Raw genomic sequence first — 23,935 nt, 5'->3', positions numbered from 1 at the left:
GATAGTATCAATATTCAATATTTTACTTATGGATTGCCCGGTGGCAAGCAGCGCCCTGCTCACAACAGGCAGGGAAGCGCCATGAAGATCCACCACCTCAACACCGGCACGATGTGCCCCATGGGCCGCCGCCTTGTGAACGGCACCGGCGGCCTGTTCCAGCGCGCCCGCCTGGTCTGCCATTGCCTGCTGGTCGAGACGAGGGACGGACTCGCTCTGGTCGACACCGGCATCGGTCTCGGCGATATCGCAACGCCCAATCGGCTGGGTGGCCGATGGCTGCGCCAGACCGCGCCGAGGCTGGACCCGGCGGAGACGGCGGTCGAGCAGGTGAAGGCGCTCGGCTACTCACCCGGCGATGTGCGCCACGTGCTCCTGACGCATCTCGACCGCGACCACGCCGGCGGCGTGCCGGACTTTCCCCATGCCGCGATCCACGTCCACCGCGCCGAATACGACATGGCGGTGCTACGCAAGCCCGCGCCGCCCGAAGGGCGCTATGTCACGGGGCAGTGGAGCCATGGGCCGGGCTGGACCTTCTATGGCGAGGCCGGCCAGGACTGGTTCGGCTTCAAGGGCGTGCGCGCGCTCGGCGACAAGGAAGCCGACATCCTGATGATCCCGCTCGCCGGCCACACGCTCGGCCATTGCGGCATCGCGGTGCGATCAGGTGACAAATGGCTGTTGCATGCCGGCGACAGCTATTTCCACCACGCCCAGCTCGACCCATCGCCGCGCGTGCCGTTGATGCTGGGTTATTTCCAGCGCCGCGGCGACATGGATCGCAAGATGCGGATCGCCAACCAGGCGCGGCTGCGCGCGCTGAAGCTCAACCACGGCGACCGCGTGAGCATCGTCAATAGCCACGATCCCGTCGCCTATGAAAGCTGCCGCTGCGCTGCGCATTAGGGTGTCGAAGCCAGGCCGCCGGTTATACGCCCGAACGCACTGCTTGAGTCCGGAGCAGGCGGTGCTTCACCGTTCGGGCGATTGCCGCCGGCGCGTCGTCGGGAATCGCGAAGCATGAGCTCGCGTTGATTTCGCACAGGACGTAGGTGTCGGTGCCGGCGGCGTCGCGGGGCCCGTACAGGAAGTCGGCGTCCCAGATCACCGGCAGCGACGGCTCGTCGATGCCGAGCGTGCCCATCAGCTGCGGCGTCCATTCGTCCTCCATCGCTCTTCGGAGCGCCTGGAATTGCGAAGCAGCGGGTCCGTGCATGATCCGTGGGCCCGGCTGAGCCTCGGGTGCGTCGGGGCCTTCCGGCGGCGGCGGGATCAGGGCCTTGATCAATTGATGCCCGAAGCCCGCGACCTTGGCGCCGCTCATGTAGCAGCGGATCATGCCGTCGGGTAGGCGGGGTTGGAACGCCTGGTCGATGATGCAGCCGCCCCATCCGAAATACGGTTCGCAGCGGGCGAGCAAGGCATCGAGCGGAATGTCCTCGGGTAGACTGCCGCGTTGGGCATGCAGCACGCGAACCATGGCGTCCACGTTGGGCAGGGCCTCCACCTTCCACACCCCCTGGCCACCATTGCCGCGATTTTGCTTGAGCACGCGCGGACCATTCGCCTGAAGGCGCGAAGGAAATTCGGCGCGGAAGCTTGCGGCGGTGTCATAGCGGTGCGTGTCGGCTCCCCAGCCGAGGTGACGCGTTCGGTAGAGCACGTCCTTGACGCCCATCTTCAGGATCACGTCGGGATGGGCGCTTACCCACGGCCCTTGCGCCGCAACGTCGCGAAGCAGCGGGTCGAGGGCCTCGCGCGTCTTGCCTTGATGGATCGGATCGACCCAGACGAGCACGCCATCGACGGCGAGCAGTTGATCGCGCGCGGCGTCGGCGAAAATCTCGTCGTAGATCACCGGCCGGGCTTCGATGCCGACCGCGGCGAGTGCTTCGAAAACGCGAACGAAGCGGCTGTTTTGCGCCGTCGCGTCCCGGCGCGCGGCTGCATCGCCGCGGGAGAGGATGGCAACGGTATGGCGGAGAGGAGGGTGGCGTTCGGTATCCATGCGCAAGCTCCACGAATGGCGTGCTGCGCAGAGCTTGGACCGAGGTCTCACGGGGAGTCTGCTTCGTCCCCACGCCGATGAATGTACGTGAAATCGTCCGGTCGTTGCAAGATGGTGCTTGTGCGGTTCCATCTAGACGGCGAACGCTTCGCGCGCGCCGCTACGGTGGCGGAGGATAGCGGTCGAATGTCGGCAGTTCGTGCGCGCGCTCCATCCATCGAAGGCGCTCTGCGACCTGGATGTGCATCGTCGCCGGTACGGCATCGGGATCGTCGTAGGTCGCGCTCTGGACGTCGATGACCCCGGGCAACATGTCGGCATTGACATAAAACAGGCCGGTTCCGCAGTCGCCGCAAAAGTGCCGCCGGGCATTTTCCGAGGAGTGATACACCTTGGGCTCGCCCTTGGTCACCTTGACGGCATCGTCCGCGTACATCGTCCAGCCGACGACGGGAGCGCCCGCGTGAAGCCTGCAATCGCGGCAGTGACACAGCGCGTGCACGATCGCTTCGCCCTCGACCTGATAGCGGATCGCGCCGCAGTGACAACCGCCGGTGATGGTGCTCATGCGTTCCTCCCGATGGAAGACAGGTCTCGTTGATCGATAGCTCTCGAGACCTGCGGCTTCAACGGCGCAATCGATTTGCGATTGCGTCCTACTGTCGCGTGACAACTCCTGCCACGGCGCGGGCGAGGTGATCCGCGACTACCACTTGAACGAAGCCGCGATCTCGTAGCTGCGCGGCGCGCCCAGGATGATCTGGTCGGTGTAACCCGGATCGCCCCAGGCCGCGTAGAGCTTGTTGGTCAGGTTCCTCACGCGAAAGCTGATCCGGGTCTGGTCGACGCCCGGGAAATAGGCTTTTGGAATATCGACGAACGCGTATGCGTCGAAGATCGTGTAGGCGTCCATCGTGACCAGATTGTCCTGGAAGTTGAAGCGGTCGCCGACGTGACGGACGAGGCCGCCGATCTCGACCGGCAGCTTCGTGTCGAAGCGATAGGAGGCGCCGGCGTTGGCGATGAAGTTGGGAACGTTGGGCGGCGTCTTGCCCGAATAGGACTGGAAGTCGCCATTGCCGTCGACATAGGTGAAGTCGATGAAGCGCGACTGCACGAAGGCGACGTTGCCCCATAGTTTCAGGCCCGCGACCGGATTGACCGCGGCGGCGATCTCGACGCCCTTGGAGGCCATCTTGCCGGCGACGTTGAAGAGGATGCCGCTTTCGGGGACGTAGACGTTCTTGCGCTCGATGTCGAAGGCCGAGAACGTGGCCTCCGCGCGCCTGTCGGCCGACAGCAGCTTCACGCCGGTCTCGTAGGTCCGCGACGTCGTGAGCAGCAGCGGCGTCGTGGGCCTGAGGATGAAGATGTTCGCCACCGTCGGGTCGGCTGCCGTCGCGTACTGGCTGTAAAGCATCACGCCGGGCGCGATGTCCCAGGTGTAGCCGATGCGTCCGGTGACCGGATTGAACGTCTTCGAGAAAGGATAGTTGGCTTTCAGGAGGCCATTCTCGTCGAAGCGGGTCCGCGACAGCTCGATATTCTCAAAACGGATGCCGCCGATCAGCGCAAAGGTCGAGGTCAGCTTGAGCCGGTCCTCGAACGACAGCGAGGCGGTGTCGAGATGGGTGTAGATCTTCTCGTCGCTGCGCGGGCCGTAGAGGCCGCGGTCCGGATTGAGGAGGTCGACGTAGTCATTGAAGAACAGCGTGTCCTGCGAGACGTTGAACTGGTTGCTGCTCGCCGCCACGGTGGCGACGAAGCGATTGTCCATTCCGCCGAGATTGGAATTGACGGTGAGGTCGGTGATGTTGCCGTAGAGCCGCTGCGCGTGATCGAGCGCCAGGCGCTCGCGGTAGATGCTCTGCGCGCCTGCGAAATTGCCTACGGTCTGGTCAAACGACGAGATCTCGTTGTTGAACCAGTGCCGGTGGGCGTCATAGCCATAGACCAGGCTCTTCAGCGAGATGTTGTTGGTGATGTCCCATTGAAAGCCGCTGCGCAGCCAGAGCTCGTTGGCGCCGCTGTGATTGTCGAGCACGTTGTAGTTCGTGGTCAGCGTGCGCGCGTCGATGGTGACCGGGACCGGCGTGCCGCCGCCGAGGTAATAGTTGCTCCAGAGGCCGGAGACGACGCCATACGTCGGCACGATGCCCGGCGCGTTCGCCGGCACCAGCGGCGTCCCCCAGTAGAAGCGGTCGTTGTCCTGCCTGTATTCGGTCGCGCCCCAGATCCTCAGGTTCTCGTTGACGCGATAGTTCAGCTGGCCCGAGACGTTGCTGAGCTTCGAATAGGTGTCGTCGATAAAGCCCTTGTTGTTGAAATGGCTGATGTCGAAGCGGTAGTCGAGGCCGTTGATCAGCGTGCTGCCGCCCGATCCGTAACCGGCGCGATAGCCGTTGAAGGAATCGTAGGAAGTGAAGGCGTCGTTGACGATTGGTCCGGTGTGCGGCGCCTTGTTCACGTAGTTGATGGCGCCGCCGGTCGCACCGAGGCCCGCCACCAGCGAGTCCGGTCCCTTGATGATCTCGACCTGCTGGAGACCAGCCACGTCCATGGGACGGCCGGTCATGGTCGACGGCCCGATCGGGATTCCGTTGTAGAGCGTGGAGATCTGGTCGCCGGAAAAGCCACGCATCGAGAAGATGGCGGGCGCGCCGGGCGCATCGCCGCCGGTGACGCCGACTGCAGCCTTGGCGACGTCGGTCGTGGTCCGGATGCCCAGGTTCTGCATCGTCTGTTGACCGATGACCTCGACGGTCGCCGGCATCTCGCGCGCCGTGATGCCGAGCCGGGAGCCGACGTCGGTGACGGCTGCCGTATTGAGCGGCGTCTGTACCGGCCCGCTCGGAGCTTGCGCGGCCGGAACGGCGACAGCAGGGGCGCCACGATTGCGTCCCGCGGCGCGCCGGGCCGCGCGCTGCTTCTGAGTGCCGGGGCTGACGGCAGGAGCCTGTCGCGGCGCAGGCGGCGACACGATCACCGGGCCGACCTCCCGGGAGCGGTTGTCCTGCGCCGCGCTTTGCGCGAGCGCCGCGGACGACAAGGACACCGACGAGAGCAGAGTAATCAGGAAAGCACGCGATAACGCTGGCCTTGCGCCAGCACGGAAATGAAGATTTTGCACGACAACGCTCTGCGGCGACGCAAACAAACCGTCACCGCGGTTGCCTTAGTCATCCACCTTCGCCCCAGGCGGCGGATGCACCGGCTACTTGTCCGACATCAGGGCACCCCGCCCAATGCGTTCGCGCGTGACCATGGCTGGTAGCAGGTTTCCTGGCTCGCGGGTCATCGCCTTCGACCACCTTCCCAGAGGCCCAAGCGGGGCTCCAGTGGTTCGTTTGGTCGTCGGCTATCCGCCTACAGTTGCGGGGGCAGCCGCGGAATTGCCCACTGAGGTGGACGCACCGCATTCCCTTGAAGAGTCCTTGCGGACACTACCGATCACGAAACTGGCATCAGGGGATGAGCGCGTCAACATCCGCGCGGGCTGCTGGACGGGCCGGTCGGTCGATGGTGGCCTTGTGTTGCTGTTTTGCACGATAGTCCGAAGGACCGCGTCGAAACGTCCAACCCGGCCTCCGGACGAGCCTGGGTAACGAACGCTTGACCACGATCAATAACTGCCTTTGGTGTCCGAGTATGCTACTGAGGCCGAGTTCCGGCCCGACAAGGTAAGTCGATATTGATGCAGTTCGTCCGTACCATCCTGGCAGTCGCCATCGCCATATCCTTGGCGATGCTGCCGGTTGGCGCGTCCGCGGCGAACCTCGCAATGTCGTCGGATGGCATGCAGACGGCCATGCACATGAGCGGCGACGCCGACATGTCGATGGACGATTGTTGTCCCGACATGAAGGGAACGGGCTCCCATAGCGGCGGCTACAAGTGCGGGATGGGCTTCTGCTGCGTCGGTGGGATCATCGCGCTCGGTGATGTCAGGCCCGTGGCGTTCGAACGTCTCGCCGTCATGGCCAGCACGATGGCTATTCCCCCGGATCAGGTCGTTTCCTTCCGCGGCGGCAGTCCTCCTTTCCGACCTCCTCGAATCTGATCTCGCAAAGCCCGAGACGCGAGCGGCGTGCCTGCTCGCGACGACGACTGACGTGCGCGCTTCACGCGCCACGGCGAAAGATCAATTCATGAGGACAGGACAATGCTTTCCAAAATCAGCACCGCGGCTCTCGCCGCCACCCTTTCGCTTGCCGCTTCCGCCGCGATGGCGGGCGCGGGCGACTACGCCTTCGAGCCCGTCACTCCGCAGATGAAGAAGGGCGAAGACGTCACGCTCGCCGTTCGCCTGACGAACAAGCAGACCGGCAAGCCGATACCGGACGCAGTCATCTTCAAAAGCCGCCTCGACATGGCCCCGGACGGGATGGCCGAGATGGAATCGGCGGTCGCGCCGCTGCCGTCCAGGGAGCCGGGTGTGTACGCCTTCAAGACGGACCTGCCGATGGCTGGACGCTACCAGATGACGCTGTCCGTGAAGGTGCAGGGCGAACCGGAGACCGTCACCGGCAAGGTGATCGTCACGGCGGTCAAGTGAGCGTTCGGGCGCTGCCCGGCGGCGCCCGACATTCCCCTTTTTCCTTCACACGGACGCGCGCTCCCGGGCGCGCGGATACACCATATGAAAACGCTGCGTCTCCTGACGGCTCTTGCGCTGGGCGGTGGCCTGGTCCTGGCCGGCTACTACTGGCATTCGAACGGTGCGGGCTGGCTCGCTGAGGCCGACATATCATCGGCTGCGGCTGGCGCGGAGCGAACGCCGCTTTACTACCGCGATCCAAGCGGTGCGCCGCTCTGGTCTGCGGGTCAGAAGAAGGACGACCGCGGGCGGGACTATGTGCCGGTCTACGACGACGATGGAGCGGCCGTCGCGCCGGCGCTACCGAAGGCGCAAGCGGCTTCGCCGCGAAAAATCCTCTACTACCGCAATCCGATGGGGCTGCCCGACACGTCGCCCGTCCCAAAGAAGGATCCGATGGGGATGGACTATGTCGCCGTTTACGAAGGCGACGACACCGACGACGGCACGGTGAAGCTGTCGCCCGGCAAGATCCAGCGCGCGGGCGTGAAGTCCGAGCCCGTCGCGCGGCGCCCGATCCGGGTCTCGGTGAAGGCGCCCGGCACGATCCAGCTCGATGAACGCCGCGTGTCGGTGATCGCGATGCGCGCCGAGAGCTTCGTGCAGAAGGTCGCCGACGTGACGACCGGCACGCGCGTGAAGGCCGGCCAGCCGCTGATGGAAATCTACAGTTCGGCGGTGGCGTCCGCGGCGGCGGAATATCTCGCGACGATCACCTCCAGGACGGTCGGCGGTGTCGAGATGTACGGCCGCGGCTCGCGGCAGCGGCTGGTCAATCTCGACGTTCCCGAGTCCGTCATCGCGGAGATGGACAAGACGCACACCGCGCCCGTGGCCATACGCTGGTCTGCGTCGCGCGACGGGGTCGTGCTCGAACGCAACGCGATCGAAGGCATGCGGGCCAATCCCGGCGACGTCCTGTTCCGGATCGCGGACACCTCGGTGGTCTGGGCGCTGGTCGACGTGGCCGAGCGCGATCTCGGCAACATCGCGGTGGGGCAGTCAGTCGCGGTGCGCGCGCGCAGTTTCCCCGGCCGAACCTTCACCGGGACAATCGCCGTCGTCTATCCGCAGGTGAACCGCGACACGCGAACCGTTCGCATCAGGATCGAGCTTGCCAATCCGGACGCGGTGCTGCTGCCCGACATGTACGTCGATGCCGATATCGACACGGCCGATGCCGCGCCCGTCCTGGCGATACAGGACAGCGCGGTGCTCGACACCGGCAGCCGGCAGGCCGTCCTCGTCGACAAGGGGGAAGGGCGTTTCGAACCGCGGGAAGTCAAGCTCGGCCGTCGCGGCGGCGGCTATGTCGAGGTGCGCCATGGTCTCGCGGACGGCGAGGCGGTGGTGACCTCCGCCAACTTCCTGATCGATGCGGAAAGCAACCTGAAGGCGGCGCTGAAGGGGTTTGGCGAGGCGGCATCCCAGGCCACCGACGCCGGCCCTGGCAATGCAACGGGAGATCACAAATGATCGCCCGCATCATCGCCTGGTCGGCGCGCAATCTGCTGCTCGTGCTGTTCGGGACCGGCTTCGCGGCCGCCGCCGGCCTCTATGCCCTGGTTCACCTTCCGCTGGATGCGATCCCGGATCTCTCGGATACGCAGGTCATCGTCTACACCGAGTATCCCGGCCAGGCGCCGCAGGTGATCGAGGATCAGGTCACCTATCCGCTGACGACGGCGATGCTCACGGTGCCGAAATCGAAGGTCGTACGCGGCTTCTCGTTCTTCGGCGTTTCCTTCGTCTACGTGATCTTCGAGGACGGCACCGACATCTATTGGGCGAGGTCGCGCGTCATGGAATTCCTGAACGGCGCGGCGTCCAGGCTTCCCGCCGGCGTCACCCCGACCATCGGACCCGACGCGACCGGCGTCGGCTGGGTCTACCAATACGCCGTGGTATCGAAGGAATTGAACCTGGCGGACACGCGCACGATCCAGGACTGGAATCTGAAATTCGCGCTGGCCAAGGCCGAAGGCGTCGCCGAGGTCGCCAGCGTCGGCGGCTTCGTCAAGCAGTACAACGTGGTCCTCGACCCGCAGCGGATGCGCGACCGCGGCATCAGCATGCAGAAAATACGTGAGGCGATCCGCGCCAGCAACGCCGACGTCGGCGGCCGCACCGTCGAGCTCTCCGAGTTCGAATACGTCATCCGCGGCAAGGGCTACATCAAGAGCATCAACGATCTCGGCAACATCGTGCTGAAGACGAGCAACGGCACGCCGGTGTTGTTGCGGGACGTCGCCAGCGTCGAGCTCGGGCCCGACGAGCGGCGCGGCATCGCCGAATTGAATGGCGAGGGCGAGGTTGCGAGCGGCATCGTGCTGCAGCGGTTCGGCGTCAATGCCCTCGACGTCATCGAAAACGTCAAGAAGCGCTTCAGGGAGATCGCGAGCAGCCTGCCGAAATCGGTCGAGATCGTGCCGGTCTACGACCGGTCGAACCTGATCTACGCGGCCATCGATACCCTCAAGCATACCCTGTTCGAGGAGAGCATCGTCGTCGGGCTCGTCTGCATCGTGTTCCTTCTGCATGTCCGCAGCGCACTCGTCGCGATCCTGATGTTGCCGGTCGGCGTGTTGATGGCGTTTGGCGCCATGAAGCTGCTCGGGCTGGGGTCGAACATCATGAGCCTCGGCGGTATCGCGATTGCGATCGGCGCCATGGTGGACGCCGCCATCGTCATGATCGAGAACGCACACAAGCACCTGGAACGGGCGAGGCCCGATCAGTCGCGCGTGCAGGTTCTGATCGACGCGGCATCCGAAGTCGGCCCCGCGCTCTTCTTCAGCCTGTTGATCATCACCGTGTCGTTCATGCCGATCTTCACGCTGGAATCGCAGGAGGGCCGATTGTTCAGCCCGCTGGCGTTCACGAAGACCTTCTCGATGGCCGCCGCGGCGTTGCTGTCCGTCACCCTGGTGCCGGCGCTGATGGTGATCTTCGTCCGCGGCAGGATCGTCCCCGAGAGCAGGAACGTCATCAATCGCGTCCTGATCTGGATCTACCGTCCCGTGATCAAGGGGGTTCTGCGCGCCAAGACGCTGGTCATCCTGGCTTCGCTCGTCGTGCTTGCGGTGACGATCTGGCCGGCGCGCCAGCTTGGCACCGAGTTCATGCCGGCGCTGAACGAGGGAACGCTGCTCTACATGCCAACGACGCTGCCCGGCATTTCGGTCACCAAGGCGGCCGAGCTGATGCAGATGCAGGACCGCATCATCAAGTCGTTTCCGGAGGTCGCTTCGGTCTACGGCAAGGCGGGACGAGCCGCTACTGCGACCGATCCCGCTCCGACCGAGATGTTTGAGACGATCGTCAACCTGAAGCCGAAGGAGCAGTGGCGTTCCGGCGTAACCGTCGACAGTCTCATCGCCGAGATGGACAAGGCGTTGCAGTTTCCGGGTGTCTCCAATGCCTGGACCATGCCGATCAAGGCACGTATCGACATGCTCTCGACCGGAATCCGCACGCCGGTCGGCGTCAAGGTCATGGGCAATGACCTCGCCGAGATCGACCAACTCGCGAAGCAGATCGAACGCGTCATCAAGACCGTACCCGGCACCTCGTCGGCCTACGCCGAGCGCGGCATCGGCGGCTATTATCTCGAGATCGTTCCCGACCGTGAGGCGCTCGCCCGTTACGGCATCCTGATCCAGGACGTCCAGGACACCATCGCGGCCGCGCTCGGCGGTCAGACGGTCACGACGACCGTGGAGGGACGGCAGCGGTTCACCGTGAACATGCGCTATCCGCGCGACCTTCGCGACAACCCCAAGGCCATCGCCAGCGACATCCTGGTGCCGATGCCGTCGGGCGGCGCCGTGCCGCTCGGCGAGGTGGCGAAGGTCGAGCCCGCGCGCGGGCCGACGTCGATCCGGACGGAGAACGGCCAGCTTGCGACCTACATTTACGTCGACATCCGGGATCGCGACATCGGAAGCTACGTCGCTGACGCGCAACGCGCCGTGACGGAGAGCATCCGGTTTCCCGCCGGCACCTACGTCGTGTGGAGCGGCCAGTACGAATATCTGCAGCGCGCCGCCGCCCGTCTGAAGATCGTCGTGCCCGTGACGCTCACGATCATCTTCCTGCTGCTGTACCTGAACTTCCGGGCGATGACCGAGACCCTGATCGTGATGCTGTCACTGCCGTTCGCGCTGGTCGGCGGCATCTGGATGATGTGGTGGCTCGGCTTCAACCTGTCCGTCGCCGTCGCGGTCGGCTTCATCGCGCTCGCAGGCGTCGCCGCCGAGACGGGTGTCGTCATGCTGATCTACCTTGACCATGCGCTGGCCGAGGTGAAAGCCAGGTGCAGCGCCGAAGGGAGGCCACTGACGCGCCGGGATCTCCACGACGCCATCATGGTGGGCGCGGTCGAGCGCGTGCGGCCCAAGATGATGACGGTGGTTGCCATCATGGCCGGTCTGCTGCCGATCATGTGGAGCACCGGGGCCGGATCGGAGATCATGCAGCGCATTGCGGTGCCGATGATCGGCGGCATGACGTCATCGACACTGCTGACGCTGGTCGTGATCCCCGCAATTTTCGGCTTGGTGAAGGGACGGGGGCTTCCATCGGGCGAGCGATCGGCTCCTGCCGACGAATGGACCGTGCGCGCGTCGCAAGCCGCCGAATAGGCGGGCCAGCGGAGATCGTCTTTCATGGCGACCGCCGCTCCGGCGTGAAAAAAAACCGCGGCGGATTTCGACTGAGGAGCGTTAGGGGCGGTGAGTTGCCTGGCGCGCTTCGACCACCTCGCCATCTTCCTTCGTGAACCGGCCGACCGGATTGTCGAGGAGATCGACGACGGCTTCGGAAGGGCGGCACAAGCGCGTGCCCTTCGAGGTCACGACGATCGGGCGGTTGATGAGAATGGGATGCGCGAGCATCTGGTCGATCAACTGGTCGTCGGTCCATTTGGGGTCGGCGAGGCCGAGTTCCTTGTACGGCGTGCCCTTCTCGCGCAGCAATGCGCGAACCGGAATGCCCATCGCTGCAATCAGCTGCTTGAGCGTCTCGCGCGATGGCGGGGTCTTGAGATATTCGATGACAGTGGGCTCCGCGCCGCTCTGCCGGATCATCGCCAGCGTGTTGCGCGAGGTGCCGCAATCGGGGTTGTGGTAGATCGTAACGTTCATCGGGTCGTCTCCGCAATTGGGACAGGGCCGCGCGACTTCGACTGTCCGAGCAGCCAGTTCATCAACAGCATGCCGGCGAATGCTCCGCAGAGCTCCGCAAGGATGAATCCGGGCAGGTCGGTCGGACGAATGCCCGAGAACGTGTTCGTCAGCGACCGCGCGATGGCCACCGCCGGATTTGCAAACGACGTGGAGGCCGTGAACCAATAGGCTGCCGTGATGTAGAGGCCCACCAGCCAGGGAACCGCGGTCCGCTGAAATCGGATGCCGGCCAGGATCGTCGCGACCAGACCGAAGGCGGCGACCGCTTCGGCGAACCATTGCGGCCCGCCCGTTCGAACCTTCGTCGAGAGATCGAGCAGGGGAAGTCCGAACATCAGATGCGCGGCCATCGTTCCCGCGATGCCGCCGGCGATCTGCGCGACCGCGTAGAGCACGGCTTCGTTGACCGGAAGCTCGCGCTTGCCGGCGAAGACGAGGGTCACCGCGGGATTGAAATGCGCGCCGGAGATCGGACCGAGCACGGTGATCAGGACAACCAGAATGGCTCCGGTCGGCAGGGTATTGCACAGAAGCGCCAGCGCCACGTCCTTGGTCAGCGTCTCGGCCATGATGCCGGAGCCGACGACGGTGGCGACGAGAATGCCGGTGCCGAGCGCTTCGGCTGCGAGGCGCCGTGGAAGATCGAAATTGTCCATCAGCCGGCCTTCGGCGTTGAATGTGTTGCGCCCTGGGAGCGTCCGATCTCGCGCAGCTTGGTGCCGAGGGAGAGCTTGTCGATGCTCCTGAGCGGCAGGCTCACAAAGGTGTCGATCCGATTCTTGAGGTAGCGGAATGCGGTGACTAACGCTGCCTGTTTCTCCAGATCGGTACCTTCGGCTGCGGCGGGGTCCTCGATACCCCAATGTGCGGTCATCGGCTGTCCCGGCCAGATGGGGCAGGATTCACCGGCCGCATCGTCACAAACGGTGAAGACGAAATCCATCACCGGCGCATCGGAAGCGGCGAACTCCAGCCAGCTCTTCGAGCGCATTCCGTCGGCGGGGTAGTCCATGCTTTCCAGCGTGCGCAGCGCGAGCGGGTGGACCGTCGGTGCTGCCGGCGGAGAAGGACTGAAAGCGGGCGGCTCCGTCCTTGCGAAGGATCGACTCGGCGAGGACCGAGCGCGCCGAATTGCCGGTGCACAGGAACAAAACATTGTACATCTGGTCAGGCACGGCTTCGCTCCTTTCGCTTTGGCGAGCAGCAGGCTTGAAGGCTCTCGACGACCGGTTCGCAAACCTCGGGCCGGCCGCCGCAGCAATCCCGAAGCAGGAAAACCGCGACGTCCCTGAACTCCGCAAGGTTGGCGCGATAGACGATCGAACGGCTGTGTCGCTCGGAGGTGACGAGGCGGGCACGCGTCAGGATCGAGAGATGAGCCGAAAGCGTATTCGGGGGGACTTCCAGCAGACGTGCGAGGTCGCCGGCCGCAAGGCCATCGGGCTCGTGTCGGACCAGCGTCCGGAAGGCCTCCAGACGGGTCGATTGTGACAGGGCAGCGAGCGCGAGGACTGCTTCTTCAGTTTCCATATATCCAGATTTATAGAAATGATGATAAAGCGTCAATTGAATTTCCGAACTGGGCGCGTTTAGAATGCATCCTGTCTTGCGATCGAGGAAAGCCGGCAATGCAAACCCAATCGGTCATTACGTGTCCGGTCTGTCATCACGCGTCAGCCGAAACCATGCCGACCGACGCCTGTCAGTTCTTCTACGATTGCAAGGGATGCGGGACCCGGCTCAAGCCGACGAGCGGCGATTGCTGCGTCTTCTGTTCGTACGGATCGGTCCCTTGTCCGCCGATCCAGCAGAACGGAAAGTGCTGCTGAAGCCGCCCCGCCGGGGGGCGGTCTCTCCCATATTTCCAATATTCTAGAAATATGGTTGACGGCGAGGGCGGATCGGCGCATCTTATGGTCATGAAGATCGACGACGCAGCAGCACGCTTGGAAGCCCTGGGTAACCGGACACGGCTTCAGATCTATCGGGCCCTGGTCCGCGCTGGCCGATCGGGCATGCCCGTCGGCCGCTTGCAGGACAAGCTGAAGATCCCGGCATCGACGCTATCTCATCACATCAAGTCTCTGGTTGCGGTCGGGCTGATTAGTCAGGTCCGCGAATCCACGACCCTGGTCTGCCACGCGAACTACGACGGGATGCGGGGCCTGGTGGATTTCCTGGTGTCGGAGTGCTGTGCGGACGAAACCGAATGCAAGGATGCCAAGACGGCGGCCTGATTTTTTTGTGCCGAATTATTCGATGATTCTAGAACAATCGGAGTAGCGAAATGAGCGGCGGAAAGACAGTTGCCATTATCGGGGCAGGACCGGTCGGCCTGGCTGCGGCCGCGCACGTGCTCGAGCGCGGCATGTCTCCCATTGTGCTCGAGGCCGGACCCGAAGCCGGACACGCCGTCCGCCAGTGGCAGCAGGTCCAGCTCTTCTCGCCGTGGGAGTACAATGTCGACAAGGCCGCCGCGCGCTTGCTTGCACCGACGGGATGGAATTCGCCGGACCCGCAATCCTATCCGACCGGCGGCGAACTGCTCGATCGATACCTGACGCCGCTTGCGACGCGAACGTCGCTGCGCGATGTGATCCGGACCTCCAGCCGCGTCTCGGCCATCAGCCGCGTCGGCTTCGACAAGGCGAAGACCAGGGGGCGCGAGCAGGCGCCTTTTGAAATCCGCTACCAGAACGGCAGGGGGCCCGAGGTTCTGCGTGCAGATGCCGTGATCGATACCTCAGGCACATGGTTCTCCCCCAATCCGGCCGGCCGCAATGGCTTGCCGGCGATCGGCGAGCCCGAATACGGCGACCGTGTCGCCTATGGCATGCCGGATGTCCGGGGTGTCGCTCGTTCCAGATATGCTGGCAAGACCGTTGCTGTCTTGGGCGCGGGCCACTCCGCGGTTGGTACTCTCATTGATCTCGTGTATCTCGCCGGCGAAGTGCCGGGTACGCAGCCTGTCTGGCTGTTGCGCGGCGCCGATCCCGCGAAGGCTTTTGGCGGCGGCCGTAACGATAAACTCGCGGCACGCGGCGAACTCGGCAGTGCCTTCGCCGCACTTGTGGCCTCCGGGAAGATCAAGGTCGAAACCGAATTCGGCGTCACGCACCTCTCGGACTCCGAAGGTCGCCTCAAGATCGCGGCAGGGTCCTGTTGCGGTGGGCGAAGCGTGGTCGTGGACGAACTGATCGTGTCGACGGGTTTCCGTCCAGACTTCTCCTTTCTGTCTGAACTGCGTCTGCGGCTCGATCCCGCCATCGAGGCACCGGTCGCTCTGGCGCCGCTGATCGATCCCAACGAGCATAGCTGCGGGACGGTGCGTCCACACGGCGCGCGCGAGCTCGCGCATGATGAAGCGGGCTTCTTCATGGCTGGCATGAAGTCCTACGGCCGCGCTCCGACCTTCCTGATGATGACGGGTTATGAGCAGGTTCGCTCGATTGCGGCCGATCTCGCTGGCGACAAGGAGGCGGCGGCGAGGGTGGAGCTTGTGCTGCCGGAGACCGGCGTCTGCACACGTGGCGGTGTCGAGGCCGCCGGGACCGCATCGGGATGTTGCGGCGGGCCGGCGAAGGAGGATTTGTCCGCCTGCTGTTCTGCCGACGAAACAGCCAAGAAGGCCGGCGGTTCGGGGTGTGGTTGTTCATGAAGCGAGTTCTCGCGGGCCAAGCCCGAGGCCCGCTCGGCGTCGTCGCCGCGCTCGGCACCGCGCAAACGGTTGCATGGGCGTCGAGCTATTATCTCCCGGCCATCCTGGCTGCGCCGATTGCGCGCGATCTCGGTCTCGCGCCGACTTACGTGTTCGGCGCGCTGTCGGGAGCGCTCGTCATCTCTGGCCTGCTCGGCCCGCGCGTGGGGCATGCCATCGATACGTTTGGCGGGCGCAGCCTGCTCGCAATCTCGAACCTCGTGTTTGTGGCAGGCTTGCTCCTGCTGTCCGTGGCCCATGGCATGGCGGTGCTGATTGCGGCCTGGGCGCTGCTGGGGATCGGCATGGGGATGGGCCTCTATGAGGCGGCCTTTGCGACGCTTGCGCGCATCTACGGTACCAATGCACGACGAACCATCACCGGCATCACGCTGATCGCCGGTTTCGCCAGCACGCTCGGCTGGCCCCTCACGACCTGGCTCGCGTCGGAGTACGGCTGGCGCGTCGCCTGTCAGATATGGGCGGCGATCCATATCGCTGTTGCGTTGCCGCTCAATCTCTCGCTGCCGCGCGCCGTCCCATTGGACCAGCAGGCTCGACCGGGGCCGGGTGCAATCCAGCAATCCGGACGCCAGAGCGAGACCTTCGCGATGGTGCTGCTGGCTTACATGTTCGCGGCAGCTAGCTTCGTCAGTTCGGGCATCTCGGCCATTCTGCCGACCATGCTGGTTGCGTTCGGCGCGACACCGGCTCAGGCCCTGCTCGCGGGCGCGCTGGTCGGGCCTGCACAAGTCGGCGCGCGTCTGCTGGAAGCAGGATGGCTCGCCCGGTTTCACCCGCTGCTGTCGGCGAGGCTGGCCATGCTGATGAATCCGATCGGCGTCGTTGCGCTGGTGATGGGCGGACCCTTGCTCGCGTCGACCTTCACGGTGCTGTACGGAGCGGGCAACGGCATCATCACCATTGCCCGTGGGACGCTTCCATTGGCGCTGTTTGGGCCGGCCGGATTCGGCAAGCGGGTCGGCATGATCTCGCTGCCTTCTAGACTGACGGGTGCCGCCGCGCCGCTCGCACTGGGGCTGATGGTGGAGCACTTCGGCAGCAGTGCGCTGTGGATCAGCGCGCTCGTCTCGGTCTCGGCCTTCTTCGCTCTCTTGCTGCTTCGTACGGAGCGGGCAAACTCAGCGCCGCTTCAGGTGGGAGAACAAAATTCGTAAGCTCGGCGGCCGGTCTCTGATTGCGGTGATGTGCATAGGGCAGGTCGGCAACCTGTTGCCGCATGTGACGTTGTCCGCAAATCTGGCGCAGCACCTGATGCCTGAGTGGGGACTGTCGGCGGCCGAAGGCGGCTTGATGGCAAGCGGTTATGCATTCGGCTACATGCTCGCGGTGCCCGTGCTGACGACGTTGACCGACCGGATCGACGCGCGGATTGTCCTGCTCTGGGGCTCGATCGTCAGCGGGCTCGCGACCGCAGCGTTCGGAATCTTCGCGCAAGGGTTCTGGTCGGCGACCGCGATCTGGTCCCTTGCAGGACTTGGTTTTGCCGGCGCCTACATGCCGGGATTGAAGGCGCTGACGGACCGGCTTCCCGCCGGCGACACCTCGCGCGCCGTTACTCTCTATACGTCGAGCTTCTCCGTCGGCGTCGGCCTCTCGTTCCTGGTCGCGCAACTGATCGCCGACCGCTGGGGTTGGCGGATCGCCTTCCTCGTCACTGGCTTCGGCCCCGTCGCCATGGTCATCGCGTGCCTTCTGATGCGGGAGCAGCGGCCCGCGCCGAAGGCGGGGCGTCTGCTCAACTTCGCGCCCGTCTTCGCCAACCGCGAGGCGCTCGGTTACATCCTCGGCTACGGCGCGCACTGCTTCGAGCTTTACGGCATCCGCACCTGGCTGGTCGGGTTCTGGACGTTCGTCGTTGCGCACCAGGGCGCGCCGTCTTGGTTGAGTCCCGTCGTGCTGAGCTTCTGCTTCGCGGTGATCTCGATGCCCGCAAGCATCCTCGGCAACGAGGCCGCGCTGAAATTCGGCCGCCATCGGGCGATCACGGTCGTCATGATCGCATCGGCCTGTGTCGCACTTATCATCGGGCTCAGCGCGACGGCGCCGGCATGGGTGCTCGCACTGCTGCTGCTCGCCTATGGCCTGACCGTGCCCGCCGATTCAGGTGCGTTGACTGCCGGCATGTCTGCCGCTGCGATTTCCGAACATCGCGGCGCGACCCTGGCCTTGCATTCGACGGTCGGCTTCGGTCTGTCGGCGGTCGGAGCCTGGGGAACCGGCGCCGCGCTCGACGCCGCCGGCGGCCCACAGAGCGCGACCGGCCTGGCTGCTGGCGTTCGTCGTTCTTGCGGCCGGCATTGCGCTCGGTCCGTTCGCGCTGCTCTGGGCGCGGATGGATCGAACGCATCACGGCTGAGCCAGCTCTACTCGTGCCGCCATATCTCCACGGCTGAGATGACCAGGATCGCAGCCAATCCCGGCAAAAGAATCGAATTCGGGACAACGCCGAGCAGCAAGCCGCCGATGAATGTACCGACGATCGATCCGATCGCCATTGCAAGCATGAACTGCCAGTTGGCGCGGAGCACTGAAAAATTCTGATCGCGGCTATAGCGCGCGAAGCCCACCAGCATCGTCGGAAGGCTTACCGCGAGTGAGAGGCTGCCTGCCAGCTTGACGTCCGCGCCGAACAGCAGGATCAGGGTGGGGATCAGGAACTCTCCACCGGCAACGCCGAGCAACGACGCCACGATGCCAATCACGAAGCCTGCCGCTACGCCCGCGATAATCAGGTACATGCCAGTCAGCGCCGGGGCGGGTGCTGCCGCAGTGCTGTGTGCGAACAGAAGCACACCTGCGATCAGCAGCAACAAGACGGCTATGACCTTGTAGAGCGTTTCGGACTTGAGGCGCGTCGCCCAGGATGCTCCGGCATAGGCGCCAACAAGGCTGCCCGCCAGCAGATTCAGGATGACCGGCCAATGCGCATATATTTCGGCAAAGGGAACGGCGCGGGCACGAAATGGCAGCGCGCTGGCCACCACGATCAGGCTCGTCGCCTTGTTGAGGACCACGGCTTCAAGACCGCGAAACCTGAACAAGCTGATGAGTAGCGGCAGACGAAATTCGGCGCCCCCGAGGCCGATGAGGCCGCCCAAGGTACCGATGATTGCGCCCGAGCCGAACGCGGCGGAATTGTTTCGCATGGTCACGACGGAAAAAATGCGCTGGTGCGCGAAACTAGACTTGCCCGTAATCCGTCGTGGCGGGGAGCTTCACACCTGCTTACGGCAGGGCGTGGGGCTGAAGAACAGGCTAGTCTAGAATCTTGGGCGTTGCAAACTTACGTCCAATCGGCTTCGAGCGGCAGGAGACGATGACGATCCTTCGATCATGGCTCGCTTTGCTCCGACATGAAAAAAACCGCGACGGATTGCTCCGCGCGGGTGTTACGAACTTTAGATGCTGCCGGTATGCCGGTCTTTTGCTCGACGTGCCAAAGGTTCCAAACCGTCGGCGCAATCCTCGTGACGTGCCTCCGATGACTTCTGCATTCCCCGACTTAAGCAGGTTGACAGTTCGGCCATCCGGGTTTTAATTCGCCGCTACGGGGATGTGCGATCTCCCCGTGAGGCGACATGCCCAAGTATCGCGTCCTTAATCACCAAGGGCGCAGCATGTCAGCATCATACATCCCCATTTCTTCCGGCAGATTATCTAGACTGATCGGCACGGCGAATACGCCGGCGCTTATCGATGCGCGCATTGACGGGGACGTCTCAGCCGACCCCCGCCTGATACCCGGCGCCGGGCGACGCTCGCGCGACGTCCAGGATTGGGCCTCCCGCTTGATGGACCGATGCGATCGATCTCGGGGCGTGATTAGCCGCAGCTGCTTCAAGACCTAGGAGCACATCAATGAGAAACACACTCTTCGCGTTCATCGGTCTCGGCGCCTGCCTCCTTGGCTCGGTCTCGACGGCTCAAGCGCAGAACATCGACTGGCAGAAGGTTGACGAGACGCTGGGCCGCAAGCCCGCCGTTTCGGACGACGTCCACCGCTACGGCTTTCCCCGCAGCGATCTCTCCGTGACGCTGGACGGGGTGACGATCAAGCCGGCGCTGGCGCTCGGCGGCTGGGTTGCGTTCAAGCCTGGGCACGGCGGCGCCATGGTCATGGGCGACCTCGTGCTGCTCGAAACCGAGATCAATCCTGTGATGGCGAAGATGATCGCGAACGGCCTCGAGATCACGGCCATCCACAATCATCTGCTGCGCGCGAGTCCGGCGACGTTCTACATGCATGTTGCCGGGCACGGGGACCCGGTCAAGCTCGCCGCTGCGATCCACGATGCACTCGCCGAAAGCAAGACTCCATTGACCGTCGCAGCGCCGGCGAGCCCGCCGCCGGCCGTGGACCTCGACACCGCGAAGCTCGACCAGATTATCGGCAGCAAGGGACAGGCCAACGGAGGCGTCTACCAATTCAACGTGAAGCGACGTGATCCGATCACGCAAGACGGCATGCCATTGACCCCCGTCGCTCCAATGGGCGTTGCGATCGGTATCAACTTCCAGCCGACCGAGGGCGGGAAGGCGGCCATCACGGGCGACTTCGTACTGACGGGCAACGAGGTCAACCCTGTCATTCTGGCGCTGCGCGCGCACGGCATCGAGGTGACCGCGCTGCATAGCCACATGCTGGATGAGCAGCCGCGGCTTTTCTTCATGCACTTCTGGGCGAACGACGATGCTGTGAAGCTCGCCGAAGGCTTGCGCGCGGCCTTGGACAAGACTGCCAGCACGAAGAGTTGAGCCAAAGATCGAGGGAGGAGACGCCCGATGCGTTACGAACCCAAGCCGATGCCGTTCGATCCAAAGTCGATCAGCGGCATCTCCGAAAAGGTGCTCGTCAGCCACTACGAGAACAACTACGGCGGAGCCGTGAAGTGGCTCAACGCGATTGGCGCTCAGCTCGCAGAGCTCGATTTCGCCAAGGCGCCGAACTTTCTCATCAACGGCCTGAAGCGCGAGGAGTTGATCGCAACGAACTCGATGATCCTGCACGAGATCTACTTCGACGGTCTTGGTGGATCCGAGAGGCCGAGCGGCGCTCTCGCCGATGCGATTGCGCGCGACTTTGGCAGCATCGAGCGCTGGCGTACGGAATTCGCAGCCATGGGCAAGGCCGAAGGCGGCGGCTCGGGGTGGGTGATCCTTGCCTATTCACCCCGTGACGGGTGGCTCATCAATCAATGGGCCGCAGATCATACCACAACGCTCGCCGGCGGTCGGCCGGTGCTGGTGCTCGACATGTATGAGCACGCCTATCACATGGATTTCGGCGCTGCCGCCGCCCGCTATGTCGACGTCTACATGGAGGCCATTCGCTGGGAGAACGCCGCCAAATTGTACGATCGATACGCCGGGGAATCCTGAAAGAGGCGGGAGGGGGATAGGACGCCGAGGTATTGCCAAACGAGCGATCGACTGCGGGGACCCGCGACCTCCCCATCAGATGGATATCCATCCAAGTGCTCGCCTGCATTGTTCTTGGGGAGACGAGCTATGGAAGGACCTGTCTTCGCTCTCTTCGCTCTTGCCGCGCTCGCTGGCGGCTTCGTCAGCGGCTTTTCCGGATTCGCCATGGGCCTCGTGGTGTCGGGCGTATGGCTGCACATCATCACGCCGATGCAGACCGCTACCTTGATCGCGGGCTACGGCTTGCTCACGCAGGGCTACGGCATCTTCAAGCTGCGACGTCTCCTCGACCTTCGGAAGGCTTGGCCGCTCGCGCTCGGAACTGTCATCGGCATCCCGATCGGCGTCAGCATTCTCGCTTACCTGAACCCCAGCTACCTCCGATTTGGTGTGGGGGTCCTGCTGGTGCTCTACGCAATCTACGGCCTGACGAAGCCCGTATTCGCTCCGGTAAAGATCGGAGTCGGGGCCGATATCGCCATTGGCGTCTCCAACGGCTTGCTTGGCGGCCTGACAGGGCTCGGCGGCGTCATCTCGACGATTTCCTGCCAATGGCGTGGCTGGCCCAAGGACGTGCAGCGCGCGGTATTTCAGCCGGTGTTGTTCGTGGCGTTCGTTGTCATCTCGAGCTCTCAGGCCGTAGCCGGTACCATTACCAGGGAGACGCTGGTGCTCTATGCGCTCGGCGTTCCCTTCATGGTCGCCGGCCTTTGGTCCGGTTTCAAATTGTTCGGCAAGATCAACGATGAGAACTTCCGCAGGACCGTGCTGGCGCTTCTGCTGCTCGCGGGATTGTCGCTGATCGCATCGGTGCTGTCGTTCGGACTGCGTTGATATCAGCCGAATCCCCGGCGGCTTACCACCTCGGACTATTCTCCGCGGACGAGAAAATCGCCGGAAAGAGGCCTTATCGCCGCCTCGCTGCCTTTGGTGTTCCGGTGACGGATTTAAGCAGGCGCAGGTCGCTCGACGCCTCCGCGAGCAGCCAGTCACGAAATGTCGCAATCTTCGGAAGTGACGCGGTCGCCTTGGGGCAGACGATCCAATAGCTCTTCGACAATGGCACCGACTCCGGGAAGGGCAGCGCCAGCCGTCCATTGATCAGGTCCCAGGCGCCTAATGTCGTGCGGGCCAGGGCGATGCCCTGGCCGTTGATTGCGGCATCGATGACCATGCTGGCGCGATTGAGCACCGGACCATGCGTGACATCGGCGTCGTCAATGCCGACGCCACGTAGCCAATCTGCCCAGTCGGATCTGCTGTCGAGGTGGATCAGGGGAAATCTCAGGATATCCGCGACCCCGCCGATGCGGCGGCGTCCCGACAGCAGCTTGGGACTGCATACGGCGAAGAGCCGTTCCGTGCAGAGCCTTGTGGCATCGAGGCCCGGCCAGTTTCCATCGCCATGGCGGACCGCAAGATCGACCTCCTCACGCGCAAAATCGACGTGATGCATCGTTGCCGAGACGCGGAGATCGATTCCCGAATGCGCTTCCGCGAAATGGCCGAGGCGATGCACCAGCCATTTGGCGGCAAAATCCGGGGACGTGCTGACCGTGAGCACGCCTGCGTTCTGTCGCTGCAACAGCCGCTCCGTTCCGGTGGCAATTCGATCCAGCGCATCGCGTATCACCGCGAGATAGTCGCGGCCCGCTTCCGTGATGATCAGGCGCTGGCGCTCGCGGCTGAACAGCTTGATGGCGAGCTCCGTTTCCAACGCCTTGACCTGATGGCTCACCGCACCTTGCGTGACGCACAGCTCTTCGGCGGCCCGCGTGAAGCTCTCGTGGCGGGCTGCGGCTTCGAAGGCCTTTAGTGCGTTCAGCGGTGGCAAACGCGGGCGCATGACGCACCTTCCTGAGGGACTTCATGAGAAAAATTGGGGCTGGCCCGAGAAACGATGCTTTGCGGACTTTGCCCTGCCGGCCCTATGCAGGCGGCCACGACACGAAATCATGGGATTTGGAGGCAATAAATGTCAATACCTATTGCCGATCGCGGTTTTCCGGCGCGAGTTCGACGCAGCGCGACGGCTGCGGATCATAAGCAAAATTCATGGCAGGCGTTGATCGGCGGATGGCTTGCCCGCATCGAGCGGGTAAATCAGCGCGACGATCTTCGCGCGATTGCCGACAATCCCCATCTCCTTGCCGATCTCGGGCTCACTCGGGAAGAGGCCTTGGAGCAAGCGAACAAGCCGTTCTGGCGCTGATCGAGCCCGATCGACGGCAAGCGAACCGGGAGGAGAAAAGATGTCCGAGACCATCGTTTACGGCTTTCCCCGCAGCACGTTCGTCAACATCGTGCGGCTCGTCCTCACCCACAAGGACGTGGCCTACCGCTTCGAGGACCTCGAGCCCGTGATGGGCAGGAGCGAGCATCTCGCGCTCCATCCGTTCAACCGCGTTCCGATCTTCCGGCACGGCGACTTCACCGTCTACGAGACGCGCGCCATCGTCGGCTACATCGACGAGGTGTTCGCGGGAGCACGGCTGACGCCGCAGAACCCGCACGCGCGGGCTCGCATGAATCAATGGATCGGTGTCGTCGATTCCTACGTCTATCCCTACATGATCTACCATGTGACCCACGAGCGGCTGGTGTTTCCCGAGCTCGGGATTGCATCCGACGAGAAGGTGGTGGCGCACGCACTGCCGAAGGTCGAGAACGCACTCGTGGCCATCGAGCGCGAGCTCGCCGATGGTCGGGACTACCTCCTCGGTCCAGAACTCTCGATCGCGGATTTCTACCTGTTGCCAAGCACCTTTGCGTTCAGCCTGACGGAGGAAGGCAAGGCCATGTACCCGAAATATCCGGCGTTCTGTCTATGGCGGGAGCGCATGGAGAGCCTGCCGACGACGCAGAAGCTGCGCGCGATCCTGCCGCCGCGCGCGCCCATTGCGCATGCCCGCGAGTGGGCGCACTCGCACCGCCCGAGATATTGAGCTAGGTGGACTGACACTGGGGGCAGGGACTTTCCGCCAGGTACCCGACGCAGT

The 23,935-nt window shown here is 63.9% G+C and carries 22 protein-coding genes, 2 pseudogenes and 1 riboswitch; of the genes and pseudogenes, 14 read left to right on the top strand and 10 right to left on the bottom strand.

Annotated elements, in window-relative coordinates; translation table 11 throughout:
• Positions 1–81 precede the first annotated feature (81 nt).
• Positions 82–909 carry an MBL fold metallo-hydrolase gene (locus AB7G19_RS30385; protein ID WP_135214853.1) on the top strand — a complete coding sequence of 276 codons (828 nt, stop codon included), beginning with the start codon at positions 82–84 and terminating at the stop codon, positions 907–909.
• A 22-nt stretch (positions 910–931) separates the two neighbouring features.
• Here the strand turns inward: AB7G19_RS30385 and AB7G19_RS30380 are convergent, their stop codons facing one another.
• The 3 genes from AB7G19_RS30380 to AB7G19_RS30370 form a co-directional block, all read right to left on the bottom strand.
• The gene (locus tag AB7G19_RS30380; RefSeq protein ID WP_085402714.1) at positions 932–2,011 is read right to left on the bottom strand and encodes a Cj0069 family protein; all 1,080 of its coding nucleotides are present in this window, start codon (positions 2,009–2,011) and stop codon (positions 932–934) included.
• A 160-nt stretch (positions 2,012–2,171) separates the two neighbouring features.
• On the bottom strand, positions 2,172–2,579 hold the full coding sequence (locus AB7G19_RS30375; protein WP_085402715.1) for a GFA family protein: 408 nt from the start codon (positions 2,577–2,579) through the stop codon (positions 2,172–2,174).
• Between the two features lie 138 nt (positions 2,580–2,717).
• Entirely contained in the window at positions 2,718–5,066 is a 2,349-nt protein-coding gene (locus AB7G19_RS30370; protein ID WP_244623169.1) for a TonB-dependent receptor, read from the bottom strand.
• 200 nt (positions 5,067–5,266) lie between these two features.
• A riboswitch (cobalamin riboswitch) is annotated at positions 5,267–5,474 on the bottom strand.
• A 231-nt stretch (positions 5,475–5,705) separates the two neighbouring features.
• On the opposite strand from AB7G19_RS30370, the gene AB7G19_RS30365 reads away from it, so the two are divergent.
• The 4 genes from AB7G19_RS30365 (at position 5,706) to AB7G19_RS30350 (ending at position 11,251) form a co-directional block, all read left to right on the top strand.
• Positions 5,706–6,071: a hypothetical protein gene (locus AB7G19_RS30365; protein ID WP_085402716.1), complete on the top strand. Its 366-nt coding sequence runs from the start codon at positions 5,706–5,708 to the stop codon at positions 6,069–6,071.
• Between the two features lie 102 nt (positions 6,072–6,173).
• A complete protein-coding gene (locus tag AB7G19_RS30360; protein ID WP_085402717.1) occupies positions 6,174–6,566 on the top strand; it encodes a FixH family protein in 393 nt (130 codons plus the stop codon).
• A gap of 84 nt (positions 6,567–6,650) precedes the next feature.
• Complete coding sequence (locus AB7G19_RS30355; protein ID WP_085402718.1) at positions 6,651–8,084, top strand: efflux RND transporter periplasmic adaptor subunit; 1,434 nt, start codon at positions 6,651–6,653, stop codon at positions 8,082–8,084.
• Entirely contained in the window at positions 8,081–11,251 is a 3,171-nt protein-coding gene (locus tag AB7G19_RS30350) for an efflux RND transporter permease subunit (protein WP_085402719.1), read from the top strand. The genes AB7G19_RS30355 and AB7G19_RS30350 overlap by 4 nt, the downstream gene beginning before the upstream one ends.
• A gap of 81 nt (positions 11,252–11,332) precedes the next feature.
• On the opposite strand, the gene arsC is transcribed toward AB7G19_RS30350, so the two are convergent.
• The 4 genes and pseudogenes from arsC to AB7G19_RS30330 form a co-directional block, all read right to left on the bottom strand.
• Positions 11,333–11,752: an arsenate reductase (glutaredoxin) gene (gene arsC, locus AB7G19_RS30345; protein ID WP_071915639.1), complete on the bottom strand. Its 420-nt coding sequence runs from the start codon at positions 11,750–11,752 to the stop codon at positions 11,333–11,335.
• Positions 11,749–12,450, bottom strand: a complete 702-nt coding sequence (locus AB7G19_RS30340) for an aquaporin (protein ID WP_085402720.1) — start codon at positions 12,448–12,450, stop codon at positions 11,749–11,751. Before AB7G19_RS30340 ends, arsC begins: the two co-directional genes overlap by 4 nt.
• Positions 12,450–12,969, bottom strand: a pseudogene (locus AB7G19_RS30335) (arsenate reductase ArsC). Before AB7G19_RS30335 ends, AB7G19_RS30340 begins: the two are co-directional and overlap by 1 nt.
• Positions 12,962–13,324 carry an ArsR/SmtB family transcription factor gene (locus tag AB7G19_RS30330; RefSeq protein ID WP_063984569.1) on the bottom strand — a complete coding sequence of 121 codons (363 nt, stop codon included), beginning with the start codon at positions 13,322–13,324 and terminating at the stop codon, positions 12,962–12,964. Before AB7G19_RS30330 ends, AB7G19_RS30335 begins: the two are co-directional and overlap by 8 nt.
• A gap of 98 nt (positions 13,325–13,422) precedes the next feature.
• Here AB7G19_RS30330 and AB7G19_RS30325 point away from each other — a divergent pair, with 98 nt between their 5' ends.
• From AB7G19_RS30325 to AB7G19_RS30305, 5 genes and pseudogenes are all read left to right on the top strand, one after another.
• Positions 13,423–13,623, top strand: a complete 201-nt coding sequence (locus tag AB7G19_RS30325) for a GDCCVxC domain-containing (seleno)protein (RefSeq protein WP_080586512.1) — start codon at positions 13,423–13,425, stop codon at positions 13,621–13,623.
• A gap of 90 nt (positions 13,624–13,713) precedes the next feature.
• Entirely contained in the window at positions 13,714–14,031 is a 318-nt protein-coding gene (locus tag AB7G19_RS30320; RefSeq protein WP_085402786.1) for an ArsR/SmtB family transcription factor, read from the top strand.
• Between the two features lie 50 nt (positions 14,032–14,081).
• A complete protein-coding gene (locus tag AB7G19_RS30315) occupies positions 14,082–15,452 on the top strand; it encodes an NAD(P)-binding domain-containing protein (protein ID WP_085402722.1) in 1,371 nt (456 codons plus the stop codon).
• Positions 15,449–16,669: an MFS transporter gene (locus AB7G19_RS30310; protein ID WP_167768055.1), complete on the top strand. Its 1,221-nt coding sequence runs from the start codon at positions 15,449–15,451 to the stop codon at positions 16,667–16,669. Before AB7G19_RS30315 ends, AB7G19_RS30310 begins: the two co-directional genes overlap by 4 nt.
• A gap of 28 nt (positions 16,670–16,697) precedes the next feature.
• Positions 16,698–17,871: pseudogene (locus AB7G19_RS30305) on the top strand (MFS transporter).
• Positions 17,872–17,878: 7 nt separating this feature from the next.
• On the opposite strand, the gene AB7G19_RS30300 reads toward AB7G19_RS30305, so the two are convergent.
• Positions 17,879–18,661, bottom strand: a complete 783-nt coding sequence (locus AB7G19_RS30300) for a sulfite exporter TauE/SafE family protein (protein ID WP_049831723.1) — start codon at positions 18,659–18,661, stop codon at positions 17,879–17,881.
• 712 nt (positions 18,662–19,373) lie between these two features.
• On the opposite strand from AB7G19_RS30300, the gene AB7G19_RS30295 reads away from it, so the two are divergent.
• From AB7G19_RS30295 to AB7G19_RS30285, 3 genes are all read left to right on the top strand, one after another.
• The gene (locus AB7G19_RS30295; protein ID WP_085402723.1) at positions 19,374–20,270 is read left to right on the top strand and encodes a DUF1259 domain-containing protein; all 897 of its coding nucleotides are present in this window, start codon (positions 19,374–19,376) and stop codon (positions 20,268–20,270) included.
• A 27-nt stretch (positions 20,271–20,297) separates the two neighbouring features.
• Positions 20,298–20,894 (top strand): superoxide dismutase, encoded by a 597-nt coding sequence (locus AB7G19_RS30290; RefSeq protein ID WP_441268716.1) that lies wholly within the window; start codon positions 20,298–20,300, stop codon positions 20,892–20,894.
• 129 nt (positions 20,895–21,023) lie between these two features.
• Positions 21,024–21,770, top strand: a complete 747-nt coding sequence (locus AB7G19_RS30285; RefSeq protein ID WP_085402725.1) for a sulfite exporter TauE/SafE family protein — start codon at positions 21,024–21,026, stop codon at positions 21,768–21,770.
• Between the two features lie 73 nt (positions 21,771–21,843).
• Here AB7G19_RS30285 and AB7G19_RS30280 read toward each other — a convergent pair whose 3' ends face one another.
• Positions 21,844–22,782 (bottom strand): transcriptional regulator GcvA, encoded by a 939-nt coding sequence (locus AB7G19_RS30280; protein WP_085402726.1) that lies wholly within the window; start codon positions 22,780–22,782, stop codon positions 21,844–21,846.
• A gap of 207 nt (positions 22,783–22,989) precedes the next feature.
• Positions 22,990–23,202, bottom strand: coding sequence for a hypothetical protein (locus AB7G19_RS30275; RefSeq protein ID WP_161495875.1), 213 nt, complete (start codon positions 23,200–23,202; stop codon positions 22,990–22,992).
• On the opposite strand from AB7G19_RS30275, the gene AB7G19_RS30270 reads away from it, so the two are divergent.
• Positions 23,189–23,881, top strand: coding sequence for a glutathione S-transferase family protein (locus AB7G19_RS30270; protein ID WP_085402727.1), 693 nt, complete (start codon positions 23,189–23,191; stop codon positions 23,879–23,881). The two genes, AB7G19_RS30275 and AB7G19_RS30270, sit on opposite strands and share 14 nt — an antisense overlap.
• Positions 23,882–23,935: the final 54 nt, after the last annotated feature.

Origin of the sequence: Bradyrhizobium sp. 215_C5_N1_1 (assembly GCF_052075935.1) — a bacterium.
Classification (GTDB): domain Bacteria; phylum Pseudomonadota; class Alphaproteobacteria; order Rhizobiales; family Xanthobacteraceae; genus Bradyrhizobium; species Bradyrhizobium barranii.
The sequence above is the reverse complement of the archived record's forward strand: the minus strand, read 5'-3'. Positions and strand labels throughout refer to the sequence as shown.